Source organism: Pseudomonas sp. Sample_9, assembly GCF_004307535.1.
Taxonomy (GTDB): Bacteria; Pseudomonadota; Gammaproteobacteria; order Pseudomonadales; family Pseudomonadaceae; genus Aquipseudomonas; species Aquipseudomonas mercuritolerans.
Window position 1 is genome coordinate 1 of record NZ_RAZO01000230.1, and the last position, 23,483, is coordinate 23,483.

At 57.3% G+C, this 23,483-nt stretch carries 30 protein-coding genes, 1 tRNA gene and 1 pseudogene; 20 read left to right on the forward strand and 12 right to left on the reverse strand.

Translation table 11 applies throughout. From position 1 onward, the window contains the following. A pseudogene (locus D6877_RS29890) lies at positions 1 to 140 on the forward strand (SPOR domain-containing protein); the annotation flags it as partial. Positions 141 to 222: 82 nt separating this feature from the next. Here the strand turns inward: D6877_RS29890 and D6877_RS13160 are convergent. The 3 genes from D6877_RS13160 to D6877_RS13170 all read right to left on the reverse strand — a co-directional run bounded on the left by D6877_RS13160 (position 223) and on the right by D6877_RS13170 (position 2,472). Then, entirely contained in the window at positions 223 to 912 is a 690-nt protein-coding gene (locus D6877_RS13160) for an endonuclease I family protein (protein WP_130911073.1), read from the reverse strand. A 4-nt stretch (positions 913 to 916) separates the two neighbouring features. Next, positions 917 to 1,186, reverse strand: a complete 270-nt coding sequence (locus D6877_RS13165; RefSeq protein WP_016774035.1) for a DUF1654 domain-containing protein — start codon at positions 1,184 to 1,186, stop codon at positions 917 to 919. A 197-nt stretch (positions 1,187 to 1,383) separates the two neighbouring features. Then, positions 1,384 to 2,472, reverse strand: a complete 1,089-nt coding sequence (locus D6877_RS13170; protein ID WP_130911074.1) for an asparaginase — start codon at positions 2,470 to 2,472, stop codon at positions 1,384 to 1,386. A 335-nt stretch (positions 2,473 to 2,807) separates the two neighbouring features. Here D6877_RS13170 and D6877_RS13175 point away from each other — a divergent pair, with 335 nt between their 5' ends. The 8 genes from D6877_RS13175 to D6877_RS13210 all read left to right on the forward strand — a co-directional run bounded on the left by D6877_RS13175 (position 2,808) and on the right by D6877_RS13210 (position 10,420). Then, positions 2,808 to 3,257 (forward strand): hypothetical protein, encoded by a 450-nt coding sequence (locus D6877_RS13175; protein WP_130911105.1) that lies wholly within the window; start codon positions 2,808 to 2,810, stop codon positions 3,255 to 3,257. Between the two features lie 197 nt (positions 3,258 to 3,454). Further along, entirely contained in the window at positions 3,455 to 4,411 is a 957-nt protein-coding gene (locus tag D6877_RS13180) for a sugar ABC transporter substrate-binding protein (RefSeq protein WP_130911075.1), read from the forward strand. Positions 4,412 to 4,466: 55 nt separating this feature from the next. Beyond that, positions 4,467 to 6,020, forward strand: a complete 1,554-nt coding sequence (locus tag D6877_RS13185) for a sugar ABC transporter ATP-binding protein (protein ID WP_130911076.1) — start codon at positions 4,467 to 4,469, stop codon at positions 6,018 to 6,020. Next, a complete protein-coding gene (locus D6877_RS13190; RefSeq protein ID WP_130911077.1) occupies positions 6,017 to 6,994 on the forward strand; it encodes an ABC transporter permease in 978 nt (325 codons plus the stop codon). Before D6877_RS13185 ends, D6877_RS13190 begins: the two co-directional genes overlap by 4 nt. Before the next feature lie 3 nt (positions 6,995 to 6,997). Next, positions 6,998 to 8,017, forward strand: coding sequence for a LacI family DNA-binding transcriptional regulator (locus tag D6877_RS13195; RefSeq protein ID WP_071171731.1), 1,020 nt, complete (start codon positions 6,998 to 7,000; stop codon positions 8,015 to 8,017). 24 nt (positions 8,018 to 8,041) lie between these two features. After that, positions 8,042 to 8,959, forward strand: coding sequence for a ribokinase (gene rbsK, locus D6877_RS13200; protein WP_130911078.1), 918 nt, complete (start codon positions 8,042 to 8,044; stop codon positions 8,957 to 8,959). Continuing rightward, a complete protein-coding gene (rbsD, locus tag D6877_RS13205; protein WP_130911079.1) occupies positions 8,956 to 9,360 on the forward strand; it encodes a D-ribose pyranase in 405 nt (134 codons plus the stop codon). Before rbsK ends, rbsD begins: the two co-directional genes overlap by 4 nt. Before the next feature lie 31 nt (positions 9,361 to 9,391). Beyond that, positions 9,392 to 10,420: a nucleoside hydrolase gene (locus tag D6877_RS13210; RefSeq protein ID WP_130911080.1), complete on the forward strand. Its 1,029-nt coding sequence runs from the start codon at positions 9,392 to 9,394 to the stop codon at positions 10,418 to 10,420. A gap of 33 nt (positions 10,421 to 10,453) precedes the next feature. On the opposite strand, the gene D6877_RS13215 is transcribed toward D6877_RS13210, so the two are convergent. After that, on the reverse strand, positions 10,454 to 10,654 hold the full coding sequence (locus D6877_RS13215; protein WP_130911081.1) for a hypothetical protein: 201 nt from the start codon (positions 10,652 to 10,654) through the stop codon (positions 10,454 to 10,456). A gap of 131 nt (positions 10,655 to 10,785) precedes the next feature. On the opposite strand from D6877_RS13215, the gene D6877_RS13220 reads away from it, so the two are divergent. Together D6877_RS13220 and D6877_RS13225 are read left to right on the forward strand one after the other, a co-directional pair. Then, entirely contained in the window at positions 10,786 to 11,088 is a 303-nt protein-coding gene (locus D6877_RS13220) for a hypothetical protein (protein WP_130911082.1), read from the forward strand. A gap of 166 nt (positions 11,089 to 11,254) precedes the next feature. Then, positions 11,255 to 11,572: an I78 family peptidase inhibitor gene (locus tag D6877_RS13225; protein ID WP_130902656.1), complete on the forward strand. Its 318-nt coding sequence runs from the start codon at positions 11,255 to 11,257 to the stop codon at positions 11,570 to 11,572. A gap of 64 nt (positions 11,573 to 11,636) precedes the next feature. Here D6877_RS13225 and D6877_RS13230 read toward each other — a convergent pair whose 3' ends face one another. Continuing rightward, positions 11,637 to 11,849 carry a cold-shock protein gene (locus D6877_RS13230; RefSeq protein WP_003179963.1) on the reverse strand — a complete coding sequence of 71 codons (213 nt, stop codon included), beginning with the start codon at positions 11,847 to 11,849 and terminating at the stop codon, positions 11,637 to 11,639. Positions 11,850 to 12,139: 290 nt separating this feature from the next. Next, positions 12,140 to 12,442 (reverse strand): hypothetical protein, encoded by a 303-nt coding sequence (locus tag D6877_RS13235; protein WP_130911083.1) that lies wholly within the window; start codon positions 12,440 to 12,442, stop codon positions 12,140 to 12,142. 369 nt (positions 12,443 to 12,811) lie between these two features. Between D6877_RS13235 and thrS the strand changes: the two genes are divergently transcribed. The 9 genes from thrS (at position 12,812) to D6877_RS13280 (ending at position 20,264) form a co-directional block, all read left to right on the forward strand. After that, entirely contained in the window at positions 12,812 to 14,734 is a 1,923-nt protein-coding gene (gene thrS / locus D6877_RS13240) for a threonine--tRNA ligase (RefSeq protein ID WP_130911084.1), read from the forward strand. Next, positions 14,734 to 15,285, forward strand: coding sequence for a translation initiation factor IF-3 (gene infC / locus D6877_RS13245; protein ID WP_169432615.1), 552 nt, complete (start codon positions 14,734 to 14,736; stop codon positions 15,283 to 15,285). Before thrS ends, infC begins: the two co-directional genes overlap by 1 nt. A gap of 60 nt (positions 15,286 to 15,345) precedes the next feature. Then, positions 15,346 to 15,540 carry a 50S ribosomal protein L35 gene (gene rpmI / locus D6877_RS13250; protein WP_002553160.1) on the forward strand — a complete coding sequence of 65 codons (195 nt, stop codon included), beginning with the start codon at positions 15,346 to 15,348 and terminating at the stop codon, positions 15,538 to 15,540. 27 nt (positions 15,541 to 15,567) lie between these two features. Beyond that, entirely contained in the window at positions 15,568 to 15,924 is a 357-nt protein-coding gene (gene rplT / locus D6877_RS13255) for a 50S ribosomal protein L20 (protein ID WP_002553161.1), read from the forward strand. A 109-nt stretch (positions 15,925 to 16,033) separates the two neighbouring features. Continuing rightward, positions 16,034 to 17,050 (forward strand): phenylalanine--tRNA ligase subunit alpha, encoded by a 1,017-nt coding sequence (gene pheS, locus D6877_RS13260; protein ID WP_003226365.1) that lies wholly within the window; start codon positions 16,034 to 16,036, stop codon positions 17,048 to 17,050. 26 nt (positions 17,051 to 17,076) lie between these two features. Beyond that, positions 17,077 to 19,455, forward strand: a complete 2,379-nt coding sequence (gene pheT / locus D6877_RS13265) for a phenylalanine--tRNA ligase subunit beta (protein ID WP_130911085.1) — start codon at positions 17,077 to 17,079, stop codon at positions 19,453 to 19,455. Positions 19,456 to 19,458: 3 nt separating this feature from the next. Continuing rightward, positions 19,459 to 19,761, forward strand: a complete 303-nt coding sequence (gene ihfA / locus D6877_RS13270) for an integration host factor subunit alpha (RefSeq protein ID WP_002553164.1) — start codon at positions 19,459 to 19,461, stop codon at positions 19,759 to 19,761. Then, positions 19,742 to 20,098 carry a MerR family transcriptional regulator gene (locus D6877_RS13275; RefSeq protein ID WP_003179985.1) on the forward strand — a complete coding sequence of 119 codons (357 nt, stop codon included), beginning with the start codon at positions 19,742 to 19,744 and terminating at the stop codon, positions 20,096 to 20,098. The genes ihfA and D6877_RS13275 overlap by 20 nt, the downstream gene beginning before the upstream one ends. A gap of 89 nt (positions 20,099 to 20,187) precedes the next feature. Next, positions 20,188 to 20,264, forward strand: a tRNA-Pro gene (locus D6877_RS13280). Positions 20,265 to 20,333: 69 nt separating this feature from the next. On the opposite strand, the gene D6877_RS13285 is transcribed toward D6877_RS13280, so the two are convergent. The 6 genes from D6877_RS13285 to D6877_RS13310 form a co-directional block, all read right to left on the reverse strand. Next, positions 20,334 to 21,044 carry a hypothetical protein gene (locus D6877_RS13285; RefSeq protein ID WP_130911086.1) on the reverse strand — a complete coding sequence of 237 codons (711 nt, stop codon included), beginning with the start codon at positions 21,042 to 21,044 and terminating at the stop codon, positions 20,334 to 20,336. Beyond that, on the reverse strand, positions 20,957 to 21,328 hold the full coding sequence (locus D6877_RS13290; protein WP_130911087.1) for a hypothetical protein: 372 nt from the start codon (positions 21,326 to 21,328) through the stop codon (positions 20,957 to 20,959). The genes D6877_RS13285 and D6877_RS13290 overlap by 88 nt, the downstream gene beginning before the upstream one ends. Before the next feature lie 46 nt (positions 21,329 to 21,374). Further along, on the reverse strand, positions 21,375 to 21,707 hold the full coding sequence (locus D6877_RS13295; protein ID WP_130911088.1) for a hypothetical protein: 333 nt from the start codon (positions 21,705 to 21,707) through the stop codon (positions 21,375 to 21,377). A gap of 30 nt (positions 21,708 to 21,737) precedes the next feature. Continuing rightward, positions 21,738 to 21,965 (reverse strand): hypothetical protein, encoded by a 228-nt coding sequence (locus D6877_RS13300; RefSeq protein ID WP_130911089.1) that lies wholly within the window; start codon positions 21,963 to 21,965, stop codon positions 21,738 to 21,740. Between the two features lie 354 nt (positions 21,966 to 22,319). Beyond that, a complete protein-coding gene (locus D6877_RS13305) occupies positions 22,320 to 23,048 on the reverse strand; it encodes a hypothetical protein (protein WP_130911090.1) in 729 nt (242 codons plus the stop codon). Next, positions 23,045 to 23,389 carry an HNH endonuclease gene (locus D6877_RS13310; RefSeq protein WP_130911091.1) on the reverse strand — a complete coding sequence of 115 codons (345 nt, stop codon included), beginning with the start codon at positions 23,387 to 23,389 and terminating at the stop codon, positions 23,045 to 23,047. The genes D6877_RS13305 and D6877_RS13310 overlap by 4 nt, the downstream gene beginning before the upstream one ends. Positions 23,390 to 23,483 lie beyond the last annotated feature (94 nt).

Genomic DNA, 23,483 nt, shown 5'->3' on the forward strand with positions numbered 1-23,483 from the left:
GTAAAACACGAATTCTGATCGGTCCGTTCAATTCCCAAGCTGACGCCGAGGCGCGAAAGGTGCAGGTCGATGCAGCGCTGGTAAAAGCCAAGAAACAAAATATCGAATCAGTGGTGATCGAGCATCCGCTCACGCCATAAGCGAAGCGCCTTCAAAACAGGTTGAAGAGACATGAAAAAGGCCTCGAGCATAACGCTCGAGGCCTTTTTATTTATGCTGCAATCAGCCGCAGGCTTTCAGATTCACCGAGCCGACAAATTCGTTGCCGCGCCCCATCACACACGCCACGCTTTGGTTGCGCTGACGCTCCCAGTCCTGCACCGGATAGGTCTTGTCCCACGCCTCGTACAACTGTCGATCCTGTTTGGACAGGCGCAGTCCGTATTGTTTGCTCATATAAAAATATGTGCGGGCGATCATGCCGCGAATCGAAGGGCGGGGCATGACCTTCTTCGCCTTGAAGTCGACCTGCGTCAGGCAGGAACCGTACTGACCGGACTGCACCGGCAACCAGCCGTAACTGAAGTTGCTGCGGTCACCGTTGACTTCACCGATGCTCGGTACCAGGTTATGCAAGTCAGCTTCGGCCTTTTGATACACCGGATCGTAGCGTGTGCAATTCTTGCGTCCGCCTTGCTGCCAGCACTGTCGCTGATGTCCGATCTGCCACGCCGGCACGATGTGCTCCCACTCGATTCTCGACGCACGCTTGGCGTTTTTGCGCGGCACATAACCACAAGCCTTCAGATCGACTTTGTTGCCGGTGTATTTGCAGCCGCAGTAAAACTCGGTGGACTGCGGCGCGTAGAGTTTCCACGCGGCTTTCTTGGCTTCGGAAAAGGTTCGTGGCGCGCCAGCCTGGGCGCTCACAGCGAAAATCAGCAACAGCAAAGCAATACACCGGACACTCATTGAATCAATCTTCCTTCGGCACAACCCAAAAAATCTGCACGCCGCCGTCATCGCGATAAGCGAGGGTAACGTTGTCGTTCTCGTCGATTTCCTCAAGCAGGCGCTCCCAGTCATCCATCGGCTCATCCGGCAAACGGAAAATAAGTGCGGCCTTGGCTTTTTGTGCGGTGGGGGAATTGATGATTTTCTGAACGCGCATACCCATGCGTTCGTAGGCGTCAGGAGCAGCAGGAGAGGTGGCCACGAGGTTATCCTTATTAAGCTGTACGTGCATACAGTATTTAACTGTAAGCGATTTCGCAACTGCTTAAAATTCAAGAAAATCCTCTGACAGCGGGTTTCCGGTTTTGGTGTAGGGCTTGTCGAGATTTTTGTGGGAAAAGTATTGGAAGGGTGTAAGCGGGGCACCACCTGCCAAGCTGACAGGTGATGCGCAATTGCCTGATCGAGAAGTGATCAGGCGATGTTCAATCAGTATTCCCAGAACATCCGTTGCAGTTCTTTGCTGTCGTTGGTCTTGGTCAGCGCGACCATCGCCAGGATGCGGGCTTTTTGCGGGTTCAGATCGTGAGCGACAACCCAGTCGTATTTGTCGTCAGGCTGTTCGGCGTTACGCAGGACAAAACCTCCGGCGTTGACGTGGGACGAGCGAATGATCTGCACGCCATCCTTGCGCAACGCTTGCAGCGATGGAACCACGCGGGACGATACCGAACCGTTGCCGGTGCCGGCGTGGATGATCGCTTTGGCGCCGGCTTGCGCCAGTGCCTTGTAGGCGGTATCGCCGACGTTGCCGTAGGAATAGGCGATTTCTACATCAGGCAGGCTCTTGATGTCCTTGATGTCGAATTCCGAATCCATGGTGTGACGCTTGGCTGGCAGGCGGAACCAGTAGGATTTGCCTTCGACAACCATGCCCAGTGGACCCCAGGCGCTTTTGAACGCTTCGGTCTTGATGTTGATCATTTTGCTGACGTCGCGACCGGACTGGATCTCGTCGTTCATGGTGACCAGCACACCTTTGCCGCGTGCTTCTTTGCTGCTCGCCACGGCGACGGCGTTGTACAGGTTGAGCATGCCGTCTGCCGACATGGCAGTGCCCGGACGCATCGAACCTACGACGATGATCGGCTTGTCGGTCTTCTCGACCAGGTTCAGGAAGTAAGCGGTTTCTTCGAGGGTGTCGGTGCCGTGGGTGATAACGATGCCGTCAACGTCCTTGCTGTCAGCCAGTTCGGAAACGCGACGACCCAATTGCAGCAGGTTGTCGTTGGTAATGCTTTCCGAAGCGATCTGCATGACTTGTTCGCCACGCACGTTAGCCAGTTTGCTCAACTCGGGGATGCCGGCGATAAGTTGTTCGATACCGACTTTCGCTGCCTGGTAAGTGGCACTGTTTGCGGCACTGGCGCCAGCGCCGGCGATGGTACCGCCCGTGGCGAGAACAACGACGTTGGCCAGTTTGGTCTGGGTTTCGACTTCTTTTGCCTGAGCGGCGCTCGGCAGGAGCAGGAGGAGGGCCAATGCGCCCGGAATCAAGGTATTGAAAGCAGATTTCATTATTTTTCTCTCTAGTCGTGAGACGGTGCTGATGCAGGTTCATCTAGATGCGCCCCAAGCCGATCTGAATGCTTGAGGTGCAAGGAGGGGAGCAGGATTCATACCATGCGTAATGTGCCCACGGAAAATGTTTAAGCCGATGATTTAAATCAATATTTGTCGATAGTCGAAGTATTGTTTCCGCCTTGCCCATCCGGGATTCCGAACGACAGGCGGATTCTCGTTCGGCTCACCGATGGCGATTTTTTGAAATGCCGACCCGTGACAAATCCCCGCTAAAGAAATGTGCTTTCAGGCCGATGCGTCCTCAAGGAAACCAAATCTTAGGAGTTCACATGTCACTGACGGTCGGTTTTGCCAATCCCGCTGCAGTCACCATCGGCGGTAAAACAGCAGCGACTATCAACACCCTGAACGACGCGACCAATGAGGCATCGGCGCAGGCGCTGGGTACCGAGAAGACTGAGAAGAATCAGGTCAGAACCGGTGGTGGTCCTGTGCAGGAAAACAGTGAAACGGAGGCTGACAGCAATCTCAGCATCACCGTCAAGACGTTGCTCAAGCGGATGAAGGAATTGCAAAAGCAACTCCAGGAGCAGCAACAGCAACTGGCTGCCGCTCAGGCTGCTAGCTATCCGACGCCTGAAGCGAAAACCCAGGCAGTAATGTCGATCCAGGGCCAGATTGCGCAAACCAGCGCGGCACTGGCGGAAGTAGCGGGTGCATTGGTCAAGGAAATGTCGAAAAGCGCTACCAGCGGGGGCTTGGTCAACACGACCGCCTGAAGCGTCAGATGGCCAACTCAGCGATTCGGCCTACAACAAAAGACGATTTCTGATTGTTGACAAATGTCGGCGGTATTCTCATAGTTCGATCTACGCAAACGTTTGCGCGGCTTGAAGGGCATCTGGTCCCGAAGCCGTGACGTAGGTTACGTCAGCGCAAACGTTGCTCACAATAATCATAAGATCGGAGTGAACCCATGAAGCTGCCCTTCGCCGCACGTCTTCTTGCTGTCGCTATGCTGGCTGCCACAGCCGCCGCACTACCTGTCTCCTCGGCGTTCGCCGAATCCGCAGAAAAACCCAAAGTCGCGCTGGTCATGAAATCTTTGGCCAACGAATTCTTCCTGACCATGGAAGACGGCGCCAAAGCCTACCAGAAAGAACACTCCGCCGATTTCGATCTGATCTCCAACGGCATCAAGGACGAAACCGACACCGCTGGCCAGACTCGCATCGTCGAACAGATGATTCTGGCCAAGGTGAATGCGCTGGTGATCGCGCCTTCTGACTCCAAGGCCATGGTGCCAGTGATCAAGAAGGCCGTAGACGCCGGTATCACGGTGATCAACATCGATAACCAGCTCGATCCTGCTGTGGTCAAAAGCAAAAACATCAACGTGCCTTTCGTAGGTCCGGACAACCGCAAGGGCGCACGTCTGGTGGGCGAATACCTGGCCAAGCAACTGAAGGCGGGCGACGAGGTCGGCATCATCGAAGGCGTGTCCACCACCACCAACGCGCAGGCGCGTACGGCCGGCTTCAAGGACGCGATGGAAGCCGCACAGATCAAAGTGGTCTCGCTGCAATCCGGTGACTGGGAAATCGACAAGGGCAACAAGGTTGCCGCTTCGATCCTCAGTGAATACCCGGATGTCAAAGCACTGCTGGCTGGTAACGACAGCATGGCGGTCGGTGCCGTTTCCGCAGTCCGTGCCGCTGGTAAGGCAGGGCAGGTGAAAGTCGTCGGTTACGACAATATCAACGCGATCAAGCCAATGCTCAAGGACGGCCGCGTACTGGCGACGGCTGACCAGTTTGCAGCCAGGCAGGCCGTGTTCGGCATCGAAACCGCGCTGAAGATCATCAAAGGCGAGAAAGTCGACAGCGGTGCCAACGGCGTGATCGAAACACCGGTCGAGCTGGTCACCCAGTAAGTCATCTGGCGACACAACGGCGCTCGTCCGTCCGGGCGAGCGCGTGGAGATTCCTATGTCAGTTTCCGCTCCGAACGCTGTCCTCTCGGTCAGCGGTATCGGCAAGACCTATGCGCAACCGGTGCTCACCGGCATCGATCTGACGCTGATGCGCGGTGAAGTACTGGCGCTGACCGGCGAAAATGGTGCCGGCAAAAGTACCCTGTCGAAGATCATTGGTGGTCTGGTGACGCCGACCACCGGCCAGATGCAATTCCAGGGCAAGGACTATCGTCCGGGCAGCCGTACCCAAGCCGAAGAGCTTGGCGTGCGCATGGTCATGCAAGAACTCAATCTGTTGCCGACGCTGTCGGTGGCGGAAAACCTGTTTCTGGATAATCTGCCGAGCAGCGCGGGCTGGATCAGCCGCAAGCAATTGCGCAAGGCGGCGATCGAAGCCATGGCGCAGGTCGGCCTCGATGCGATCGACCCGGACACGCTGGTCGGCGAGTTGGGCATCGGTCATCAGCAAATGGTCGAAATCGCGCGCAACCTGATCGGCGATTGCCACGTATTGATCCTCGATGAGCCGACCGCGATGCTCACCGCGCGCGAAGTCGAAATGCTCTTCGAGCAGATCACGCGACTGCAGGCTCGCGGCGTTTCCATCATTTATATCTCTCACCGCCTCGAAGAACTGGCGCGTGTGGCGCAACGCATTGCTGTGCTGCGTGACGGCAATCTGGTCTGCGTCGAGCCGATGGCCAACTACAACAGCGAGCAACTGGTCACCTTGATGGTCGGTCGCGAACTGGGCGAACACATCGACATGGGGCCGCGCAAGATCGGCGCTCCGGCGCTGACGGTCAACGGCCTGACGCGTTCTGACAAGGTCCGCGATGTTTCCTTCGAGGTGCGCGCCGGCGAGATTTACGGCATTTCCGGATTGATCGGGGCAGGGCGCACGGAGTTGCTGCGGCTGATCTTCGGTGCCGATGTTGCCGACAGCGGCACCATCGCGCTCGGCTCGCCGGCCAAGGTTGTGAGTGTTCGCTCGCCTGTCGATGCGGTACGCAACGGCATTGCGCTGATCACCGAGGATCGCAAGGGCGAAGGGCTGCTGCTCAGTCAGTCGATCAGCGCCAACATCGCCTTGGGCAACATGCCGGAAATCTCCAGTGGCGGTTTCGTCAACAACGGCGACGAAATTTCCTTGGCGCAACGTCAGATCGAGGCCATGCGCATCCGCAGCTCGAGCCCTACGCAGTTGGTTTCGGAGCTGTCCGGCGGCAATCAGCAGAAGGTCGTGATCGGTCGTTGGCTGGAGCGCGACTGTTCAGTGCTGCTGTTCGACGAGCCCACTCGCGGAATTGATGTCGGTGCCAAGTTCGACATTTACGGTTTGCTCGGCGAGCTGACCCGTCAGGGCAAGGCGCTGGTGGTGGTGTCCAGCGACTTGCGCGAGTTGATGCTGATCTGTGATCGGATCGGCGTGCTCTCGGCGGGGCGGCTGATCGACACCTTCGAGCGCGACAGCTGGACCCAGGATGATTTGCTTGCCGCCGCATTCGCCGGCTACCAAAAACGTGATGCGTTGCTCAATGAAGCAGCGCCTAGGGATCTCCCATGAAAACTGCATCTTCTGCCAGTAAACGTAGTGGCAATTTCTTCGGTCTGGGTACTTATCTGGGCCTGGCCGGTGCGTTGCTGGCGATGATTGCGCTGTTCTCGATCCTGAGCAGCCATTTTCTCTCGTACAACACTTTCAGCACCCTGGCCAACCAGATTCCCGATCTGATGGTCCTGGCGGTAGGCATGACCTTTGTGCTGATCATCGGCGGTATTGATTTGTCCGTCGGCTCGGTGCTGGCGCTGGCCGCATCGACGGTCAGCGTTGCGATTCTCGGCTGGGGCTGGAGCGTTTTGCCGGCGGCCCTGCTCGGCATGGCGGTGGCGGCTCTGGCGGGCACCATCACTGGCTCGATCACCGTGGCCTGGCGGATTCCGTCGTTCATCGTCTCCCTCGGCGTGCTGGAAATGGCCCGTGGTGTGGCATATCAGATGACCGGGTCGCGTACTGCGTACATTGGCGATGCGTTCGCCTGGCTGTCGAATCCGATCGCGTTCGGCATTTCCCCGTCGTTCATCATCGCTTTGCTGGTGATCTTCATTGCGCAGGCGGTTCTGACCCGCACGGTTTTTGGTCGTTATCTGATCGGCATCGGCACCAACGAAGAGGCCGTGCGTCTGGCCGGGATCAATCCCAAGCCCTACAAGATTCTGGTGTTCAGCCTGATGGGGCTGCTGGCAGGTATCGCTGCGCTGTTTCAGATTTCCCGTCTGGAAGCAGCGGACCCGAACGCAGGTTCCGGACTGGAACTGCAAGTGATCGCGGCCGTGGTTATCGGCGGCACCAGCCTGATGGGCGGGCGCGGTTCGGTGATCAGTACTTTCTTTGGCGTGTTGATCATTTCCGTGCTCGCGGCCGGTCTCGCGCAGATTGGGGCGACGGAGCCGACCAAGCGCATCATCACCGGCGCGGTAATCGTTATCGCTGTGGTGCTCGACACCTATCGCAGTCAACGCGCCAGTCGCCGGGGCTGAACCATGGCAACGATCAAGGATGTAGCGGCGCTTGCGGGTATTTCCTACACGACCGTGTCGCACGTGGTGAATAACACCCGCCCGGTGAGTCAAGAAGTGCGGCGCAAAGTCGAGGCGGCGATCAAGAGCCTCGACTACGTTCCCAGTGCCGTGGCGCGCTCGCTGAAAGCCAAGACCACTGCGACCATCGGTTTGCTGGTACCTAATAGTCTCAACCCGTACTTCGCTGAATTGGCGCGGGGAATCGAGGATTACTGCGAGCGCAACGGTTACTGCGTGATTCTCTGTAACTCCGACGACAATCCGGACAAGCAGCGCAGTTATCTGCGCGTGTTGCTGGAAAAACGCATCGACGGTTTGATCGTCGCCTCTGCTGGCGGTGACAGTGGTCTGGCGCAAGGGCTGGCAGGCGTGAAGACGCCGATGGTCATCGTCGACCGGGGCCTGGAAGGTGTGAATGCCGATCTGGTGCGCATCGACCACGAATACGGCGCTTATCTGGCAACCCGCCACCTGCTCGAGTTGGGGCATCGCGACATCGCCACGATCGGCGGTCCAGCCAGTACCAGCGTGGCGCAAATGCGTCAGGCCGGTTATTGCCGAGCGCTGCAAGAGGCGGGAATCGAGGTGCGCGAAGAGCGCATGCTGGAAAGCGACTTCACCAGCACCGGTGGTTACAACGCCGCGGCCCGGCTGCTTGAAAGCAATCCGCCCAGCGCGATTTTTGCCGGCAACGACATGATTGGTATCGGTGTGCTGCGTGCGGCGGCGGAACGGAATGTCAGGGTGCCGGCTGAATTGTCCGTGATCGGCTTCGATGACATCCAGATGAGCCGTTATGTCTATCCGGCGCTGACCACGGTCGGCCAGTCGATCCTGCAACTGGGCGAGATGGCCGCCGAAGTGCTGTTGCGCAGAATTGCTGCGCCGGACTCGGGCACCGATCAACGCATCGTGACCCCGAGCATTGTCCTGCGCGAATCGACCGCGCCGCTGTCCGGCGTGTTTACCGAATATCGCTGAAACCGAATTGATGAGTAGTGATGTATGCCAGCAAATGTAGTGGTAATAGGCAGCCTGAACATGGACCTGGTCACCCGGGCGCCACGACTGCCGCGCGGCGGTGAAACGCTGATTGGTCATTCCTTTGCCACGGTGTCGGGCGGCAAGGGCGCCAATCAGGCAGTTGCCGCTGCTCGTCTGGGCGCGCAGGTGGCAATGATCGGCTGCGTGGGCCATGACGACTACGGCGTGCGATTACGCGATGCCTTGCTCGCCGAGGATATCGACTGCCAGGCTGTCAGTGTCGTAGAGGATTCCAGTGGCGTCGCGCTGATTGTGGTGGATGACAACAGCCAGAACGCCATCGTGATTGTCGCTGGTGCCAACGGCGCGATGACGCCGGCGGTAATCGAGCGCTTTGACGCGATTTTGCAGGCCGCCGATGTAGTGATCTGTCAGCTCGAGATTCCCGATGCGACGGTCGGGCATGCGCTCAAGCGTGCACGTGAACTGGGCAAAACCGTGATTCTTAACCCGGCGCCAGTCAGTCGCCCTTTGCCGGCAGACTGGTTTGCCGCGATCGACTACCTGATCCCCAACGAGAGCGAAGCCGCTGCATTGAGCGGGCTCGCTGTCGACTCGCTGCAGTCGGCAGAAACGGCTGCCAGCCAATTGATCGCCATGGGTGCCGGTAAAGTCATCGTCACCTTGGGCGCGCAGGGTTCTTTGTTCGCCAATGGCAAGGGATTCGAACACTTCCCCGCGCCGACCGTGAAGGCGCTGGATACCACGGCGGCGGGTGACACCTTTGTCGGCGGCTTCGCCGCAGCGCTGGCCAATGGCAAATCCGAAGCCGAGGCGATCCGCTACGGTCAGATCGCTGCGGCACTGTCGGTTACCCGTGCCGGTGCACAACCGTCGATTCCAACCATGTCCGAAGTACAGGCGTTCAGACCCGCATGAAAAAGACTCCATTACTCAACGTCGCGCTGTCGCGACTGATCGCTTCTCTTGGCCACGGTGACATGGTCGTGATTGGCGATGCCGGTTTGCCCGTGCCGCCGGGTGTCGAATTGATTGATCTGGCGCTGACCCATGGCGTCCCTGATTTCGTCAGCACGCTGAAAGTCGTGCTCAGCGAGATGCAGGTGGAAAGCCATGTGCTGGCCAAGGAGATCTTCGACAAGCAACCCACGGCGCTGGCCGATCTGGACGCGTTGAACGAAGAGGGCGCGCTGGGCCGTAGGGATCTGCTCACTCATGAGCAGTTCAAGGTGCTTAGCCGACAGGCCAGGGCGATCATTCGTACAGGAGAATGTCAGCCGTACTGCAACATCGTTCTGGTCGCCGGAGTTACATTCTGATTTCCGATTTCACCTGCACAAGGAATGCGCTATGCAACGCTATGCTGAAAAACTCCATCAACTGCTTCGGGGTCTGCTGCTTTTGTCCGTGATTACTGCGACCGGCGCACAGGCGGCGGAAAAGATCGACCTGATCATCGACACCGATCCAGGCGCTGACGACGTGGTCGCCTTGCTCTTTGCCCTGGCTTCGCCGGATGAATTGAATATCCGTGCCTTGACCACCGTCGCGGGCAATGTGCGCCTGGACAAGACCTCGCGCAACGCGCGGCTGGCTCGCGAATGGGCAGGGCGCGAAGACGTGCCGGTTTACGCTGGCGCACCGAGGCCGCTGATGCGCACGCCGATCTACGCCGAGAATATTCATGGCAAGGAAGGCCTGTCGGGCGTGACGGTTCACGAACCGAAGAAAGGCCTGGCGAAAGGCAATGCGGTCAATTATCTGATCGACACTCTTAAATCGGCCAAACCGCACAGCATCACCATCGCCATGCTCGGCCCGCAGACCAACCTGGCTCTGGCGTTGATCCAGGAACCGGAAATCGTTCAGGGCATCAAGGAAGTGGTGATCATGGGCGGGGCGCATTTCAACGGTGGCAACATTACCCCTGTCGCTGAATTCAACCTGTTCGCTGATCCGCAGGCTGCCGAGGTGGTGCTCAAGAGCGGGGTGAAACTCACCTATCTGCCGCTGGACGTGACCCACAAGATCCTGACCAGCGATGCACGCCTGAAGCAGATCGCCGCGCTGAACAACAATGCGAGCAAAATCGTCGGCGACATTCTCAACGAATACATCAAGGGCGATATGGAGCACTACGGCATTCCCGGCGGCCCGGTGCATGACGCGACCGTTGTGGCATACCTGCTCAAGCCTGAGCTATTCACCGGCCGTGCGGTCAACGTCGTGGTGGATAGCCGTGAAGGACCGACATTCGGCCAGACCATCGTTGACTGGTACGACGGTTTGAAAGCACCAAAAAACGCGTTCTGGGTCGAAAATGGCGATGCCCAGGGATTCTTTGATCTGCTGACCGAGCGCTTGAAGCGTCTGAAATAAGTCGTCAACCCGCAGGCTGTTGTCTGCGGGTTTTCACTGTGCCTGTTCGGCCTGACCGATCGGATAGCGTTCGAATACCTGATTGATGAAATGTTGCGCCGCTTCTATTCCCAACTCCTTGACCAGTAAATCGATGCCGATCAACGCCAGTTCTTCCGTCGTGCCGGGGCTGTAAGAGCTGTGTCCTTCGGCCCATCTGGCGTTGATGGCGGCGTCGATGCTTACACTGGTCATGAGGAGGCTCGAAAGGTCAGGATGTCTGTTTTTCGAGTTAACCATTTTGCGCGGCGTTTGGCACTGCGACTTAGGCATGAGCGGAGTGCTATGCGACACTTGGTCTTTTCCGGCTTGCCAAGGACCCTGTTGTGCACATCGATCTGAATAGCCCTGACGGCCTCACACTCGAAGCAGTGCGCCAATTGCTCGCCTCGGCCAGTGACGACGTACACAACCAATTGCGCGTGACCAAAGACGGCATCGCCTATCTGTCCACCGTGACCGGTGGGCAGGATATCGACGGTCTTCTTTTTCGCCTGGAAACCTGGGCAAAGGGCTCCGGCTATGTGGGTAACGTCGCAGCCAGCGATGAAGTCTGGGTGATGCAGATTTACAACGCGCTCAGGGACAACTGGCCGAATCCGCCTTATGACTACATCGACGTTTATTGATGTCGTTAATATTCAGTCACGATTGTTTGCTGAGTCGCTGCGCGCAGCTCAGGCACACTCGGCATTTTTCCGCTCGTGGGCCAGGGCATGGCTTGAGCCTTGAAACCAAACGCCGCATTGGCGGTCGCACGATCTCTGCTTAAACATTTGAAAACAAGGAGGCTTCATGCCTTTGAAGTTCGCGACACTGGGTGCACTTATGGCCGCTGCGCTATTGGCTGGTTGCAGCACAACCTCCAGCGAGTCGGCAAAGGAGCCCGTGGCGGCTGAATCGGGAAGCAGCCGCTGCGAAGCATCGGCAGCGCAATTCGCCATCGGCAAGAAGGCATCCCCTGAATTGCTGGATCAGGCACGTGCCAAGGCTGGGGCGCAAAATGCGCGCTTCCTCAAGCCAAACGACATGATCACCCTGGAATACCGCTCCGATCGCCTGAATCTGAACACCGACAACAACCTGGTGGTTACCCGCGTCAATTGCGGCTGAACACTTTGTTCAAGACATAAAAAACCCCGTCACTTGGACGGGGTTTTTTTAGTGCGCCGAGAAATTACTCTGGGCGAACCTGTGCAGCTTGCATACCCTTTTGGCCTTTCTCAGCCACGAAAGAGACGGTCTGGCCTTCTTTCAGGCTTTTGAAACCGTCGGATTCGATAGCTTTGAAGTGTACGAACAGGTCGTCACCGCCACCTTGAGGAGTGATGAAGCCGAAGCCTTTTTCATCGTTGAACCATTTAACGGTGCCGGTTTGGCGATTAGACATGGTGTATCTCCAAGAAACATATATTTTCAGTAGTACTGTGCTGCTCAGGCCAACTGGGCACACCCGGGTATCATAGTCGAAATGTTCGCTTTGGGAGCCCCCCGGACGTGCTGTTTGCCAATCAGTCGTGTTTTCTTTACCACCCGTTTCTGCTGAAAGCCCCGGATTGAAAGGCTTTCAGCGAAACGTAAAGACGATAAAAAAACCTGTAAAACCTGCATAAATCGTCTGAAAAGGCTCATTTCCAGCACTTTTTTCCGTCTTTCAGCCGATGTTAATACCCGGTTTTCTTATTTTTTCGGGGCGGTATTTGCCTTGCATTTGGCGATCTGGCCAAGGGCTTTCTGTTGCAATTCAGGAGTCGCCTTGTTGTCCATCAGCGCCTGAATGTCGCTGGCCGGATAGGACTTGATGGCGTCAGCACCACAAGCGCAGTGGGATTTCGCTGCGGCAGCACCAATTTGCTGGGTGGCAGCCTGAGTGCACTGGGCCATGTACTTCTCGCGCTCGCCTTTCGGCCAGTCGGCATGGGCGCTCAATGGCAGCAGCATAACGACGGGGGCGACGACGGCGAATAAGCTTTTCAGACGCATGCGAGGATGCTCCTTGTGGGTCAATGTCTTGTTATCTGAGGGCGCAACGGCCTATCAAGTTCAGCACTCTGGCATAAAAACGGACATTTCGCCTTCTGCCAAATCAGGGCGTAAGCGACCGCTCATCTGTGCTAGCATGCCGGGCTCAAGCGTTCTCAGGCTTCGGATGACCTTCAGTCCCGAAGCGGTCGGCGTGCGAATTTTCCGATTTGAATCCCAGTCACTCTGGTTCGGTTTTCCGGTTGGCCGCAAGGCTCCTGCCGCTGTAAGGCAGGCGTTCGTCATTGAATGGCCTGGATCGGATCTTGTACTGGCTCATCCCAACCCACGTGACCTTTGGTAGGGGTCACCACTAGGAGAGGAGGCGCCATGCCAACTATTACTCTTCCCGACGGCAGTCAACGTTCATTCGATCACCCGGTTTCCGTAGCCGAGGTCGCCGCATCCATTGGTGCAGGTCTGGCCAAGGCGACGCTCGCGGGCAAGGTCAATGGCCAACTGGTCGACGCCAGCGACATCATCAGCAGCGACGCGACCCTGCAAATCATTACGCCAAAGGATGAAGAGGGGCTGGAGATCATTCGCCACTCTTGCGCGCACCTGGTTGGCCACGCGGTCAAACAGCTGTACCCGACCGCGAAGATGGTCATCGGCCCGGTCATCGACGAAGGCTTCTATTACGACATCGCCTACGAGCGTCCTTTCACGCCGGAAGACATGGCGGCCATCGAACAGCGCATGCAGCAGCTGATCGAGAAGGATTACGACGTCGTCAAGAAAGTCACTCCGCGCGCCGAAGTGATCGAAGTGTTCAAGGCCCGCGGCGAAGACTACAAGCTGCGTCTGGTCGAAGATATGCCGAACGAGCAGGCCATGGGTCTGTACTATCACGAAGAGTACGTCGACATGTGCCGCGGTCCGCACGTGCCGAACACGCGTTTCCTGAAATCCTTCAAGCTGACCAAGCTGTCGGGCGCCTACTGGCGTGGCGACGCCAAGAACGAGCAATTGCAGCGCGTCTACGGCACCGCCTGGGCGGACAAGAAACAGCTGGCGGCGTACATCCAGCGCATCGAAGAAGCCGAGAAGCGCGATCACCGCAAGATCGGCAAGCGCCTGGGCCTGTTCCACACTCAGGAAGAGTCGCCGGGCATGGTGTTCTGGCACCCGAATGGCTGGACTCTGTACCAGGTGCTCGAGCAGTACATGCGCAAGATCCAGCGCGACAACGGCTACCTTGAGATCAAGACTCCTCAAGTCGTCGACCGCAGCCTGTGGGAGAAATCCGGGCACTGGGCCAACTATGCCGACAACATGTTCACCACTCAGTCGGAAAACCGCGACTACGCCATCAAGCCGATGAACTGCCCGTGCCACGTGCAGGTGTTCAATCAGGGCCTGAAAAGCTACCGCGAGTTGCCGATGCGTCTGGCCGAGTTCGGTGCCTGCCACCGTAACGAACCGTCGGGTGCGTTGCACGGCATCATGCGTGTGCGAGCGTTCACCCAGGACGACGCGCACATTTTCTGCACCGAAGAGCAGATGCAGGCCGAGTCCGCTGCGTTCATCAAGCTGACCATGGACGTCTATCGCGATTTCGGCTTTACCGAAGTCGAGATGAAGCTGTCCACTCGTCCGGAAAAACGTGTCGGCTCCGATGAGCTGTGGGATCGCGCTGAAGCAGCATTGGCTGCAGCCCTTGATTCTGCTGGCCTGCCGTACGATCTGCAGCCGGGCGAGGGTGCTTTCTACGGGCCGAAGATCGAGTTCTCGCTGAAAGATTGTCTCGGTCGCGTCTGGCAGTGTGGTACCTTGCAGCTCGATTTTAACCTGCCTGTCCGTTTGGGCGCTGAATACGTCTCTGAAGACAACAGCCGCAAACACCCTGTGATGTTGCACCGAGCGATCCTCGGTTCTTTCGAGCGTTTCGTCGGGATTCTGATCGAGCACTACGAAGGTGCTTTCCCTGCGTGGCTCGCGCCGACCCAGGCGGTGATCATGAATATCACTGATAAACAGGCAGATTTTGTTGCAGAGGTTGAAAAAACTCTCAACGAAAGCGGATTTCGTGCCAAGTCCGACTTGAGAAATGAAAAGATCGGCTTTAAAATCCGCGAGCATACTTTGCTCAAGGTTCCCTATCTTTTGGTTATCGGAGATAAGGAAGTCGAGATGCAGACTGTCGCTGTGCGTACTCGTGAAGGTGCTGACCTGGGCTCGATGCCCGTCGCCCAGTTCGCTGAGTTTCTCGCGCAAGCGGTTTCCCGGCGTGGTCGCCCAGATTCGGAGTAATTATTATTAAGCGTGAAATGAGACAAGATAAACGAGCTGCACCGAAAGCCCCGATCAACGAGAATATCTCGGCACGCGAGGTTCGGTTAATTGGCGCTGATGGCGAGCAGATTGGCATCGTCTCGATTGATGAAGCGCTTCGTATCGCTGAAGAAGCAAAGCTTGATCTGGTGGAAATTTCCGCCGATGCAGTCCCGCCTGTTTGCCGGGTGATGGACTACGGCAAGTCGATCTTCGAGAAGAAGAAGCAGATTGCCGCGGCGAAGAAAAACCAGAAGCAGATTCAGGTTAAAGAAATCAAGTTTCGTCCAGGGACGGAGGAAGGGGATTACCAGGTAAAACTGCGCAACCTGGTACGTTTCCTGAGTGACGGGGACAGGGCCAAGGTATCCTTGCGATTCCGCGGCCGTGAGATGGCCCACCAGGAGCTGGGGATGGAACTCCTCAAGCGGGTTGAACAAGACCTGCTCGAGTACGGTTCGGTCGAACAGCATCCTAAGATGGAAGGACGCCAGCTGATCATGGTCATCGCCCCGAAAAAGAAGAAGTAATCAACAGGGCACGGCAGGCCTTCTGATTATGTTTATCAACTGAATGCGGAGTATCCGAACATGCCAAAAATGAAAACCAAAAGTGGTGCTGCCAAGCGGTTTCTGAAAACTGCTAACGGCATCAAGCACAAGCACGCTTTCAAGAGCCACATCCTGACTAAAATGTCGACCAAGCGTAAGCGTCAACTGCGCGGTAGCAGCTTGCTGCATCCGTCTGACGTGGCAAAAGTCGAGCGCATGCTGCGCCTTCGTTAATTTAGTCAAGAATAGAGGAAGTAACTCATGGCTCGTGTAAAGCGTGGCGTCATTGCCCGTAAGCGTCACAAAAAAATTCTGAAACTTGCTAAAGGCTACTACGGCGCACGCTCCCGCGTATTCCGTGTTGCCAAGCAAGCGGTAATCAAGGCAGGCCAGTACGCCTACCGTGACCGTCGTCAGAAAAAACGTCAGTTCCGCGCTCTGTGGATCGCTCGTATCAACGCTGGTGCTCGTGTTAACGGTCTGTCCTACAGCCGTTTCATCGCTGGCCTGAAAAAAGCGTCCATCGAGATCGACCGCAAGGTTCTGGCTGATCTGGCAGTGAACGAAAAAGCGGCGTTTGCTGCGATTGTCGAGAAAGCTAAAGCCACCTTGGCTTAAGTACCCCCGACAGTCACCCGGCCTCACCTCTGTGGGGCCAGGTGTTAAACGTCATAAATAGGGGAAGAGCCTTCAAGCTCTTCCCCTATTTTGTATCTGGAGTCTGTACATGGAAAACCTGGATGCGCTGGTCTCTCAAGCACTAGAGGCTGTGCAAAGCGCTGAAGATATCAATGCCCTGGAGCAAATCCGGGTTCAATACCTTGGCAAAAAGGGCGAATTGACTCAGGTGATGAAGACCCTGGGGAATCTGCCGGCAGAAGAGCGTCCGCAAGTCGGCGCGCTGATCAACGTTGCCAAGGAACGTGTTACAGGCGTTCTCAATGCGCGCATGGCATTGTTTGAAGAAGCCGAACTGGCTGCCAAACTGTCTGCCGAATCCATCGACGTGACGTTGCCGGGCCGTGGCCAGACCTCTGGCGGTCTGCATCCGGTCACCCGGACTCTGGAGCGCGTTGAGCAGTTCTTCACCCGCATTGGCTACGGCATTGCCGAAGGCCCAGAGGTCGAAGACGACTACCACAACTTTGAAGCGCTCAACATCCCAGGCCATCACCCGGCCCGGTCGATGCATGACACCTTTTATTTCAATGCCAACATGTTGCTGCGCACCCATACCTCGCCCGTCCAGGTCCGCACCATGGAATCCAAGCAGCCGCCGATCCGCATCGTCTGCCCGGGCCGCGTCTATCGCAGCGACTCCGATATCACCCATTCGCCGATGTTCCACCAGGTCGAAGGCCTGCTGGTCGATCGCGATATCAATTTTGCCGATCTCAAAGGCACCATCGAAGAATTCCTGCGGGTGTTCTTCGAGAAAGAACTGGCCGTGCGTTTCCGTCCTTCGTACTTCCCGTTCACCGAGCCATCCGCCGAAGTCGACATGGAATGCGTGATGTGCAGCGGTAAAGGCTGCCGCGTCTGCAAACAGACTGGCTGGCTGGAAGTGATGGGCTGCGGCATGGTTCACCCGAACGTGCTGCGCATGTCCGGCATCGACCCGGAAGAGTTCTCCGGCTTTGCCTTCGGCATGGGCGTCGAGCGTCTGGCCATGCTCCGTTACGGCGTGAACGACTTGCGTCTGTTCTTCGACAACGACTTGCGGTTCCTCGCGCAATTTCGCTAGTCGTAACGAATTCTTAGGAGAGCAGGATGAAATTCAGTGAACAATGGCTGCGTGGCTGGGTTAGCCCGCAGGTAGAGCGCGACGAGCTGGTTGCCCGTCTGTCGATGGCCGGTCTTGAGGTCGATAGCGTTACGCCGGCCGCCGGTGTATTCAGCGGCGTGGTTGTGGGTGAGGTGCTGAGCACCGAGCAGCATCCGGATGCCGACAAGTTGCGCGTGTGCCAGGTCAGCAATGGCGCGGAAACCTTCCAGGTCGTGTGCGGAGCGCCAAACGTGCGCCCGGGCCTGAAGATTCCTTTCGCCATGATCGGCGCAGAACTGCCGGGCGACTTCAAGATCAAGAAAGCCAAGCTGCGCGGCGTCGAGTCGAACGGCATGCTGTGCTCGCAAGCCGAGTTGCAGGTCGGTGAAGGCAACGACGGTCTGATGGAACTGCCGGCCGATGCGCCGGTGGGCGAAGACTTCCGTGTGTACCTGGATCTGGAAGACGCCAGCATCGAGGTCGACCTGACCCCGAACCGTGGTGACTGCCTGTCCCTGGCCGGTCTGGCCCGTGAAGTCGGCGCGCTGTACGCCGTGCCGGTAACCCGTCCTGTGGTGGCTGCGGTTGCAGCGGTACACGACGAAGTCCGTTCGGTCGAGGTGCTGGCCCCAGCGGCCTGCCCACGTTATCTGGGCCGGGTCATCCGTAACGTCGACCTGTCCAAGCCAACCCCGCTGTGGATGGTTGAGCGTCTGCGTCGCGCCGACGTGCGCAGCATCGACGCTGCCGTCGACATCACCAACTACGTGATGCTCGAGCTCGGCCAGCCACTGCACGCTTTCGATCTCGCCGAAATCCATGGCGGCATTCGTGTGCGCATGGCTGAAGAGGGCGAGAAGCTGGTTCTGCTTGATGGTCAGGAAGTCAGCCTGCGTAGCGATACGCTGGTCATCGCTGACCACACTCGTGCACTGGCGATCGCCGGCGTCATGGGTGGCGAGCACAGCGGTGTTTCCGCGACCACGCGCGATGTGTTCCTGGAATCTGCGTTCTTTGATCAGATTGCTGTTGCCGGCAAGGCACGTTCCTACGGCTTGCACACCGACGCTTCGCATCGCTACGAGCGTGGCGTTGACTGGCAGCTGGCCCGTGAAGCCATGGAGCGCGCCACTGGCCTGCTGCTGGAAATCACTGGTGGCGAAGCTGGCCCGATCATCGAGACCGTCAGCGAGCAACACCTGCCATCGATTGCACCGATCACTTTGCGTGCTCAGCGCATCGCGCAGATGCTAGGCATGGAGATGGATTCGGCACAGGTCGAGCGTCTGCTCAGTGCCTTGGGCCTGAGCATTACCGCTGACGGCGAAGGTCAATGGCGCGTTGAAGTGCCAAGCCACCGCTTTGATATCAGTCTGGAAGTCGACCTGATCGAAGAGCTGGCTCGTCTGTACGGTTACAACCGTCTGCCGGTTCGCTACCCGCAAGCGCGTCTGGCACCCCAAGCCAAGGCCGAAGCGCGTAGTGATCTGCCTGAGCTGCGTCGTCTGCTGGTTGCTCGTGGTTATCAGGAAGCGATCACTTACAGCTTCATCGATCCGCGTCAGTTCGAATTGTTCAATCCAGGCGTCGAGCCGCTGTTGCTGGCCAATCCGATCTCCAACGATATGGCAGCCATGCGCTCGTCGCTGTGGCCAGGTCTGGTCAAGGCGTTGCAGCACAACCTCAATCGTCAGCAGGATCGCGTGCGTCTGTTCGAGAGCGGCCTGCGCTTCGTTGGTCAGCTTGAAGGCCTGAAGCAAGAGCCGATGTTGTCCGGCGTTGTTTGCGGCAGCCGCTTGCCGGAAGGCTGGGCTCAGGGCCGCGACACCGTCGACTTCTTCGACGTCAAGGCTGACGTGGAAGCGGTATTGGGTTTTGCCGGTGCCTTGGATTCGTTCACGTTTGCTCCGGGCAAACACCCAGCGCTACATCCGGGCCAGACCGCGCGCATCGAGCGTGATGGTCGCGAAGTGGGCTTCATCGGTGCAATTCACCCTGAGCTGTCGAAGGCGCTGGGGCTGGATCGTCCGGTGTTCGTCTTCGAGCTGGTTCTGGCGGAAGTGGCGCTCGGTAAAATGCCGAAATTCCACGAGTTGTCGCGCTTTCCTGAAGTGCGTCGTGACCTTGCACTGATCGCGCACAAAGACGTCGCGGCCTCGGCTGTGCTGGACGTAATCCGTGAAAATGCAGGCGAATGGCTCACAGAGCTCAGGCTGTTTGACGTGTATCAGGGTAAAGGTATTGATCCTGATAGAAAAAGCCTTGCAGTTGGCTTGACCTGGCAGCATCCATCGCGCACTCTTAATGACGATGAGGTGAATTCGACGACGCAAAATATCCTCACCTCGCTCGAACAAAGGTTGAACGCCACGTTAAGGAAGTGACGTATGGGGGCTTTGACGAAAGCTGAGATGGCGGAACGTCTGTATGAAGAGCTGGGCCTGAACAAGCGGGAAGCCAAGGAATTGGTAGAACTGTTTTTCGAGGAAATCAGGCACGCTCTTGAAGACAACGAGCAGGTCAAATTGTCCGGTTTCGGCAATTTCGACCTTCGGGACAAACGCCAGCGGCCTGGCCGCAACCCGAAAACGGGGGAAGAAATCCCGATCACGGCTCGCCGTGTGGTCACCTTTCGTCCAGGGCAGAAGTTGAAGGCCCGAGTTGAGGCTTATGCTGGAACCAAGTCATAACGACGAACTACCCGTCATCCCGGGCAAACGCTACTTCACCATTGGTGAAGTCAGCGAGCTGTGTGCCGTAAAGCCACACGTGCTGCGCTATTGGGAGCAGGAGTTTCCTCAGCTCAACCCCGTCAAACGCCGCGGGAACCGCCGGTATTATCAGCGCCAGGACGTGCTGATGATCCGGCAGATCCGCGCGCTCCTTTACGATCAGGGTTTCACCATCGGCGGCGCACGTCTGCGTCTGTCCGGCGACGAAGCCAAAGACGATACCACCCAGTACAAACAGATGATTCGGCAGATGATTGCCGAATTGGAAGATGTCCTGGTGGTGCTCAAGAAATAAAAAGCGGCGTTTGAATACTTCCAGTTTTCAAAAGCTTGCGATATATTCTTGAGCGTTCTTCGAGGTGAAGAACGAGATGCAACATCAGTCGGGGCGTAGCGCAGTCCGGTAGCGCACTAGCATGGGGTGCTAGGGGTCGAGTGTTCGAATCACTCCGTCCCGACCATATTTTTCAATGACTTAGCCCAACTCTAGCCAGTTGGGCTTTTTCATTGGTGGGGAGTTTTTCAGGACTTCATCCAATTTTCCTTTTCAAGATCGTCAGCACCGGTCCGCGTGAGTCTGTTGCTGATACCATATTCGCAGCCTCAATCAGATGCCCGAGCTCAGCGCCCGACGGAATCGTTTGCAGGTGAGCCGGCAACTCTCCGAAAAGTATCGACTGCTCCTCCCATGTCATGGGGTAGGGCTCGCGAACCTTCTTCTTCAAATCCAGCTTGGCCAGCATTGGCACCGAATCAAGCCAAGGCCTGCGCTCCTCGTCCCGCCACTTCCTTGCGCAAAGCGATAGAACCCGAATCACCCGCTCGATTGAAATGTTTATCGTGCGCGGCGCTACCGGCTTCAACTGCTTGCCGCACGGCAACACCATTCCCTTCAAACGATCCTTTACGAACGGCTCAAGCGCCTGGTCATCGATGTGCGTCAATGGCAGGTCTTTGAGATAAGGGTGCAATTGCTTCAAGTGGTGCGCCGTCAGCTTGATTGATGGCTGATCCTTGCGCTCAATTAGAAACTTCGTCGCCGCTTCTTCCCACGTTCTGGTTCGGCGTACGCCATATACCTTTTGCTGCCGAAGCTGCTCAAGGCGATGAATCAGGTACTGCTCTGCTTCTTGCCTGTCACCAGTTCCAGTGCTTACTCGAAGTCGCTCACCTCGGAAAACCTTGTCGATTTGCCAGACTCCACCTTTCTGGTAGAGACCGGAGATCGCTTTTCTCGCCATGGTTTGCCTCCTTTGGCTTCACACTGGCGTTCGCTGCAGGGGTGATTGTTGTCCTGATTCGCTGCCTTTTCAACCGACTTGCTTTCGACGTAGGCGTCAGCCCACTCATCGAGCTCTATTCGGTCGAAGGCCACCCCCTGTTTCCTAATCGGGAATTCTCGAACGCTTGGGCGCACCGTTTTGTTGAATTCGTCCCGGCACATGCCGAGATAGCCAGGAGCATCGCCAAACCTGATGAAGCGCGGTTGAATGCTGATGGCCTTTGCCGCTGTGGCGTTTGCCATGAGGTGATGCTCCATGCCGCGCGTGGCGGCAGAAGTTGGTGATGGGCTACAGGCTGGCGCGGAGGGCGCTGATCCAGGCATTACGTTGCTCAGTCCGAGCAACCTCTTCTGAATATCCTTTCTTGTGGTAGGCCATGCTTGTGATGGTCTTTTCCTTCGCCGCTTCCAGCCATTCAAGGTCAAACAGCACAGGTGTTGGCTTGGCGTAATAGCTGATGTCGCAGTCCCATCTGATGGAGTCCGTGATCTGCTGAATCATGAATTCCTTCAGGCCGACATGCTCTTCGGTCGGCGGAACCCAAGATTGTGCGCACTTCAGCATTTCTTCGTAGCTCTGGCGCAAGGCGTTGCGCTCTTTGATCCACTCAAGGCGCTGCACTTCCGACGCGGTGTGCTCTGATGCAGCCTTCTATTCGCATGCGGCCAAAGTCATCGACTCAAGTGCGGCCAGTTTCTCCCGGTCCGAATTCAGTGCCTTGGAGTGATAGCTGTCTGGCTCGAATCGCTGTGGGATTTTGTCGCCACCGCCCGACTCATCTCGAAGGGTGATGGTTGCGCCAAATTCGCGAGCGCAGTTCATGGCAAAGGTGGAAAAGCTGATGCCATTTTTTATTTCGTCTGTATATGCGGTAGGCATAGGGAATCCTCGCCCGCCGTACACCGGCAGGATTTGTGGATTTAAGGGAAAGGTCTACGGTTATTGCATTCGAGCCAAAGTGATGAGGATGTTTTTATGCGTGAGACGATAGATCTGGAATTCGAAGGGAAGACCTACAGAGTCTGGTACTCAGTGGAAAAGGGCATGATCAATGTAGGGTGTGACTTCGACTCGAAATGGGCTTCGCTTGGTGCATTGCCCCCCGAAGTTCTTGCGCGAATGATTGGGTTAGAGTTGTTAACGGACGCGAAGAGGAAGGGGCAGTTGTATTAACGGTTGTTTATCGCCTCGGCCCCTTGTAACAGTACACGTAGGCGAACCAGGCGAGGGCGATCATGGCGTCACCCTTTTGAACTCAACGTCCCAGACCCACGGGTCCGCGTCCCAGTCTCCGCCGTTGGCGTTCCACAAGTTGGCGAACGCCCAGCGCGGTGTCCCAAGGCATTCCTCATGGCTGGTGGTTTTGTCCCAGGCCCAGCCGGTGCGCTGCCGATGGCCTACCTGCGCTGGACAGATGCCTACGTCTTTCCAGCCAGTGCCACCGTGAAAGCACTCCTGGCCGTAATCGGTGAAGAAGCAGCCTTCAGCCTTGGCCTGGTCTTCGCTGATATCCTGCAACCGCTCCACGCGCACGTTGGTGATCTCCAGCAAGATGCGGCTGGTCCAACGCGGCATGTGTATAGAGGGGCGGCCTTTCCCTGGCGTGATCATCGAGCATCCGGTCTGCCTGACCGCTCCATCTGCCGGGTACTGGATCGGCTCGCCTTGGCTCAGGTCTCGCGGCGCTACCGCATCAACCTGTGCGTCCGCCACCCAGGTCTCGCGCACCCACAGCCGGTCGCCGGGCTTGCCATAGGGGCAGCAGTCTTTGATGAAGTGCTTGGTCACAGGTTTGCCGTGACCGTCCTGGCCGTAGTTGGGGCGTCCTACACAGAAATTGCCACTGGCGTCGATATGCGGCTGAACCTTGACCGGCCGCCGCGTTACCGTCTTCCGGCCATCCGGAATGGCGCGCACCATCGGCGCCGAGAACAGGATCGACCGTTCCTTGATAGCGATCATGGGTTCACCTTTTCGAAGTAGAAGACCACCGGCGCGCCAGTCTCGGCGATCAAGCCGTACGACTTGGCGAGCCGGTAGATGGGGTGGTAGTTGTTGAGGCTGTTGACGTGTCCGGCGATCCACTCGCGCCAGGGTTCCAGCGGCATGGCGTGCTTGCTCGAGTTGCAGGGGACGCAGGCCGGCATCATGTTGGCGAGATTGTGGTTTTCAGGGCTCAGCGCTGGTGCAAGCTTCGCTTCCTTTCCCCAGTTGCGGCGAACTGCTTCGAGGTGATCGGCATGCCAGCGGTCACCCAGCAGCACGCCGCAATACGCGCAATGCCCGCCATACTTCAGCCGCACTTTTCGCGCTCAGCTTTCTTCAGGCGCCTAGGTATCCTTGCCGCTATAGCGGCTGACTTTGAAGGGGGAGGGAGGAAAGCGTTAGATGTTGTTT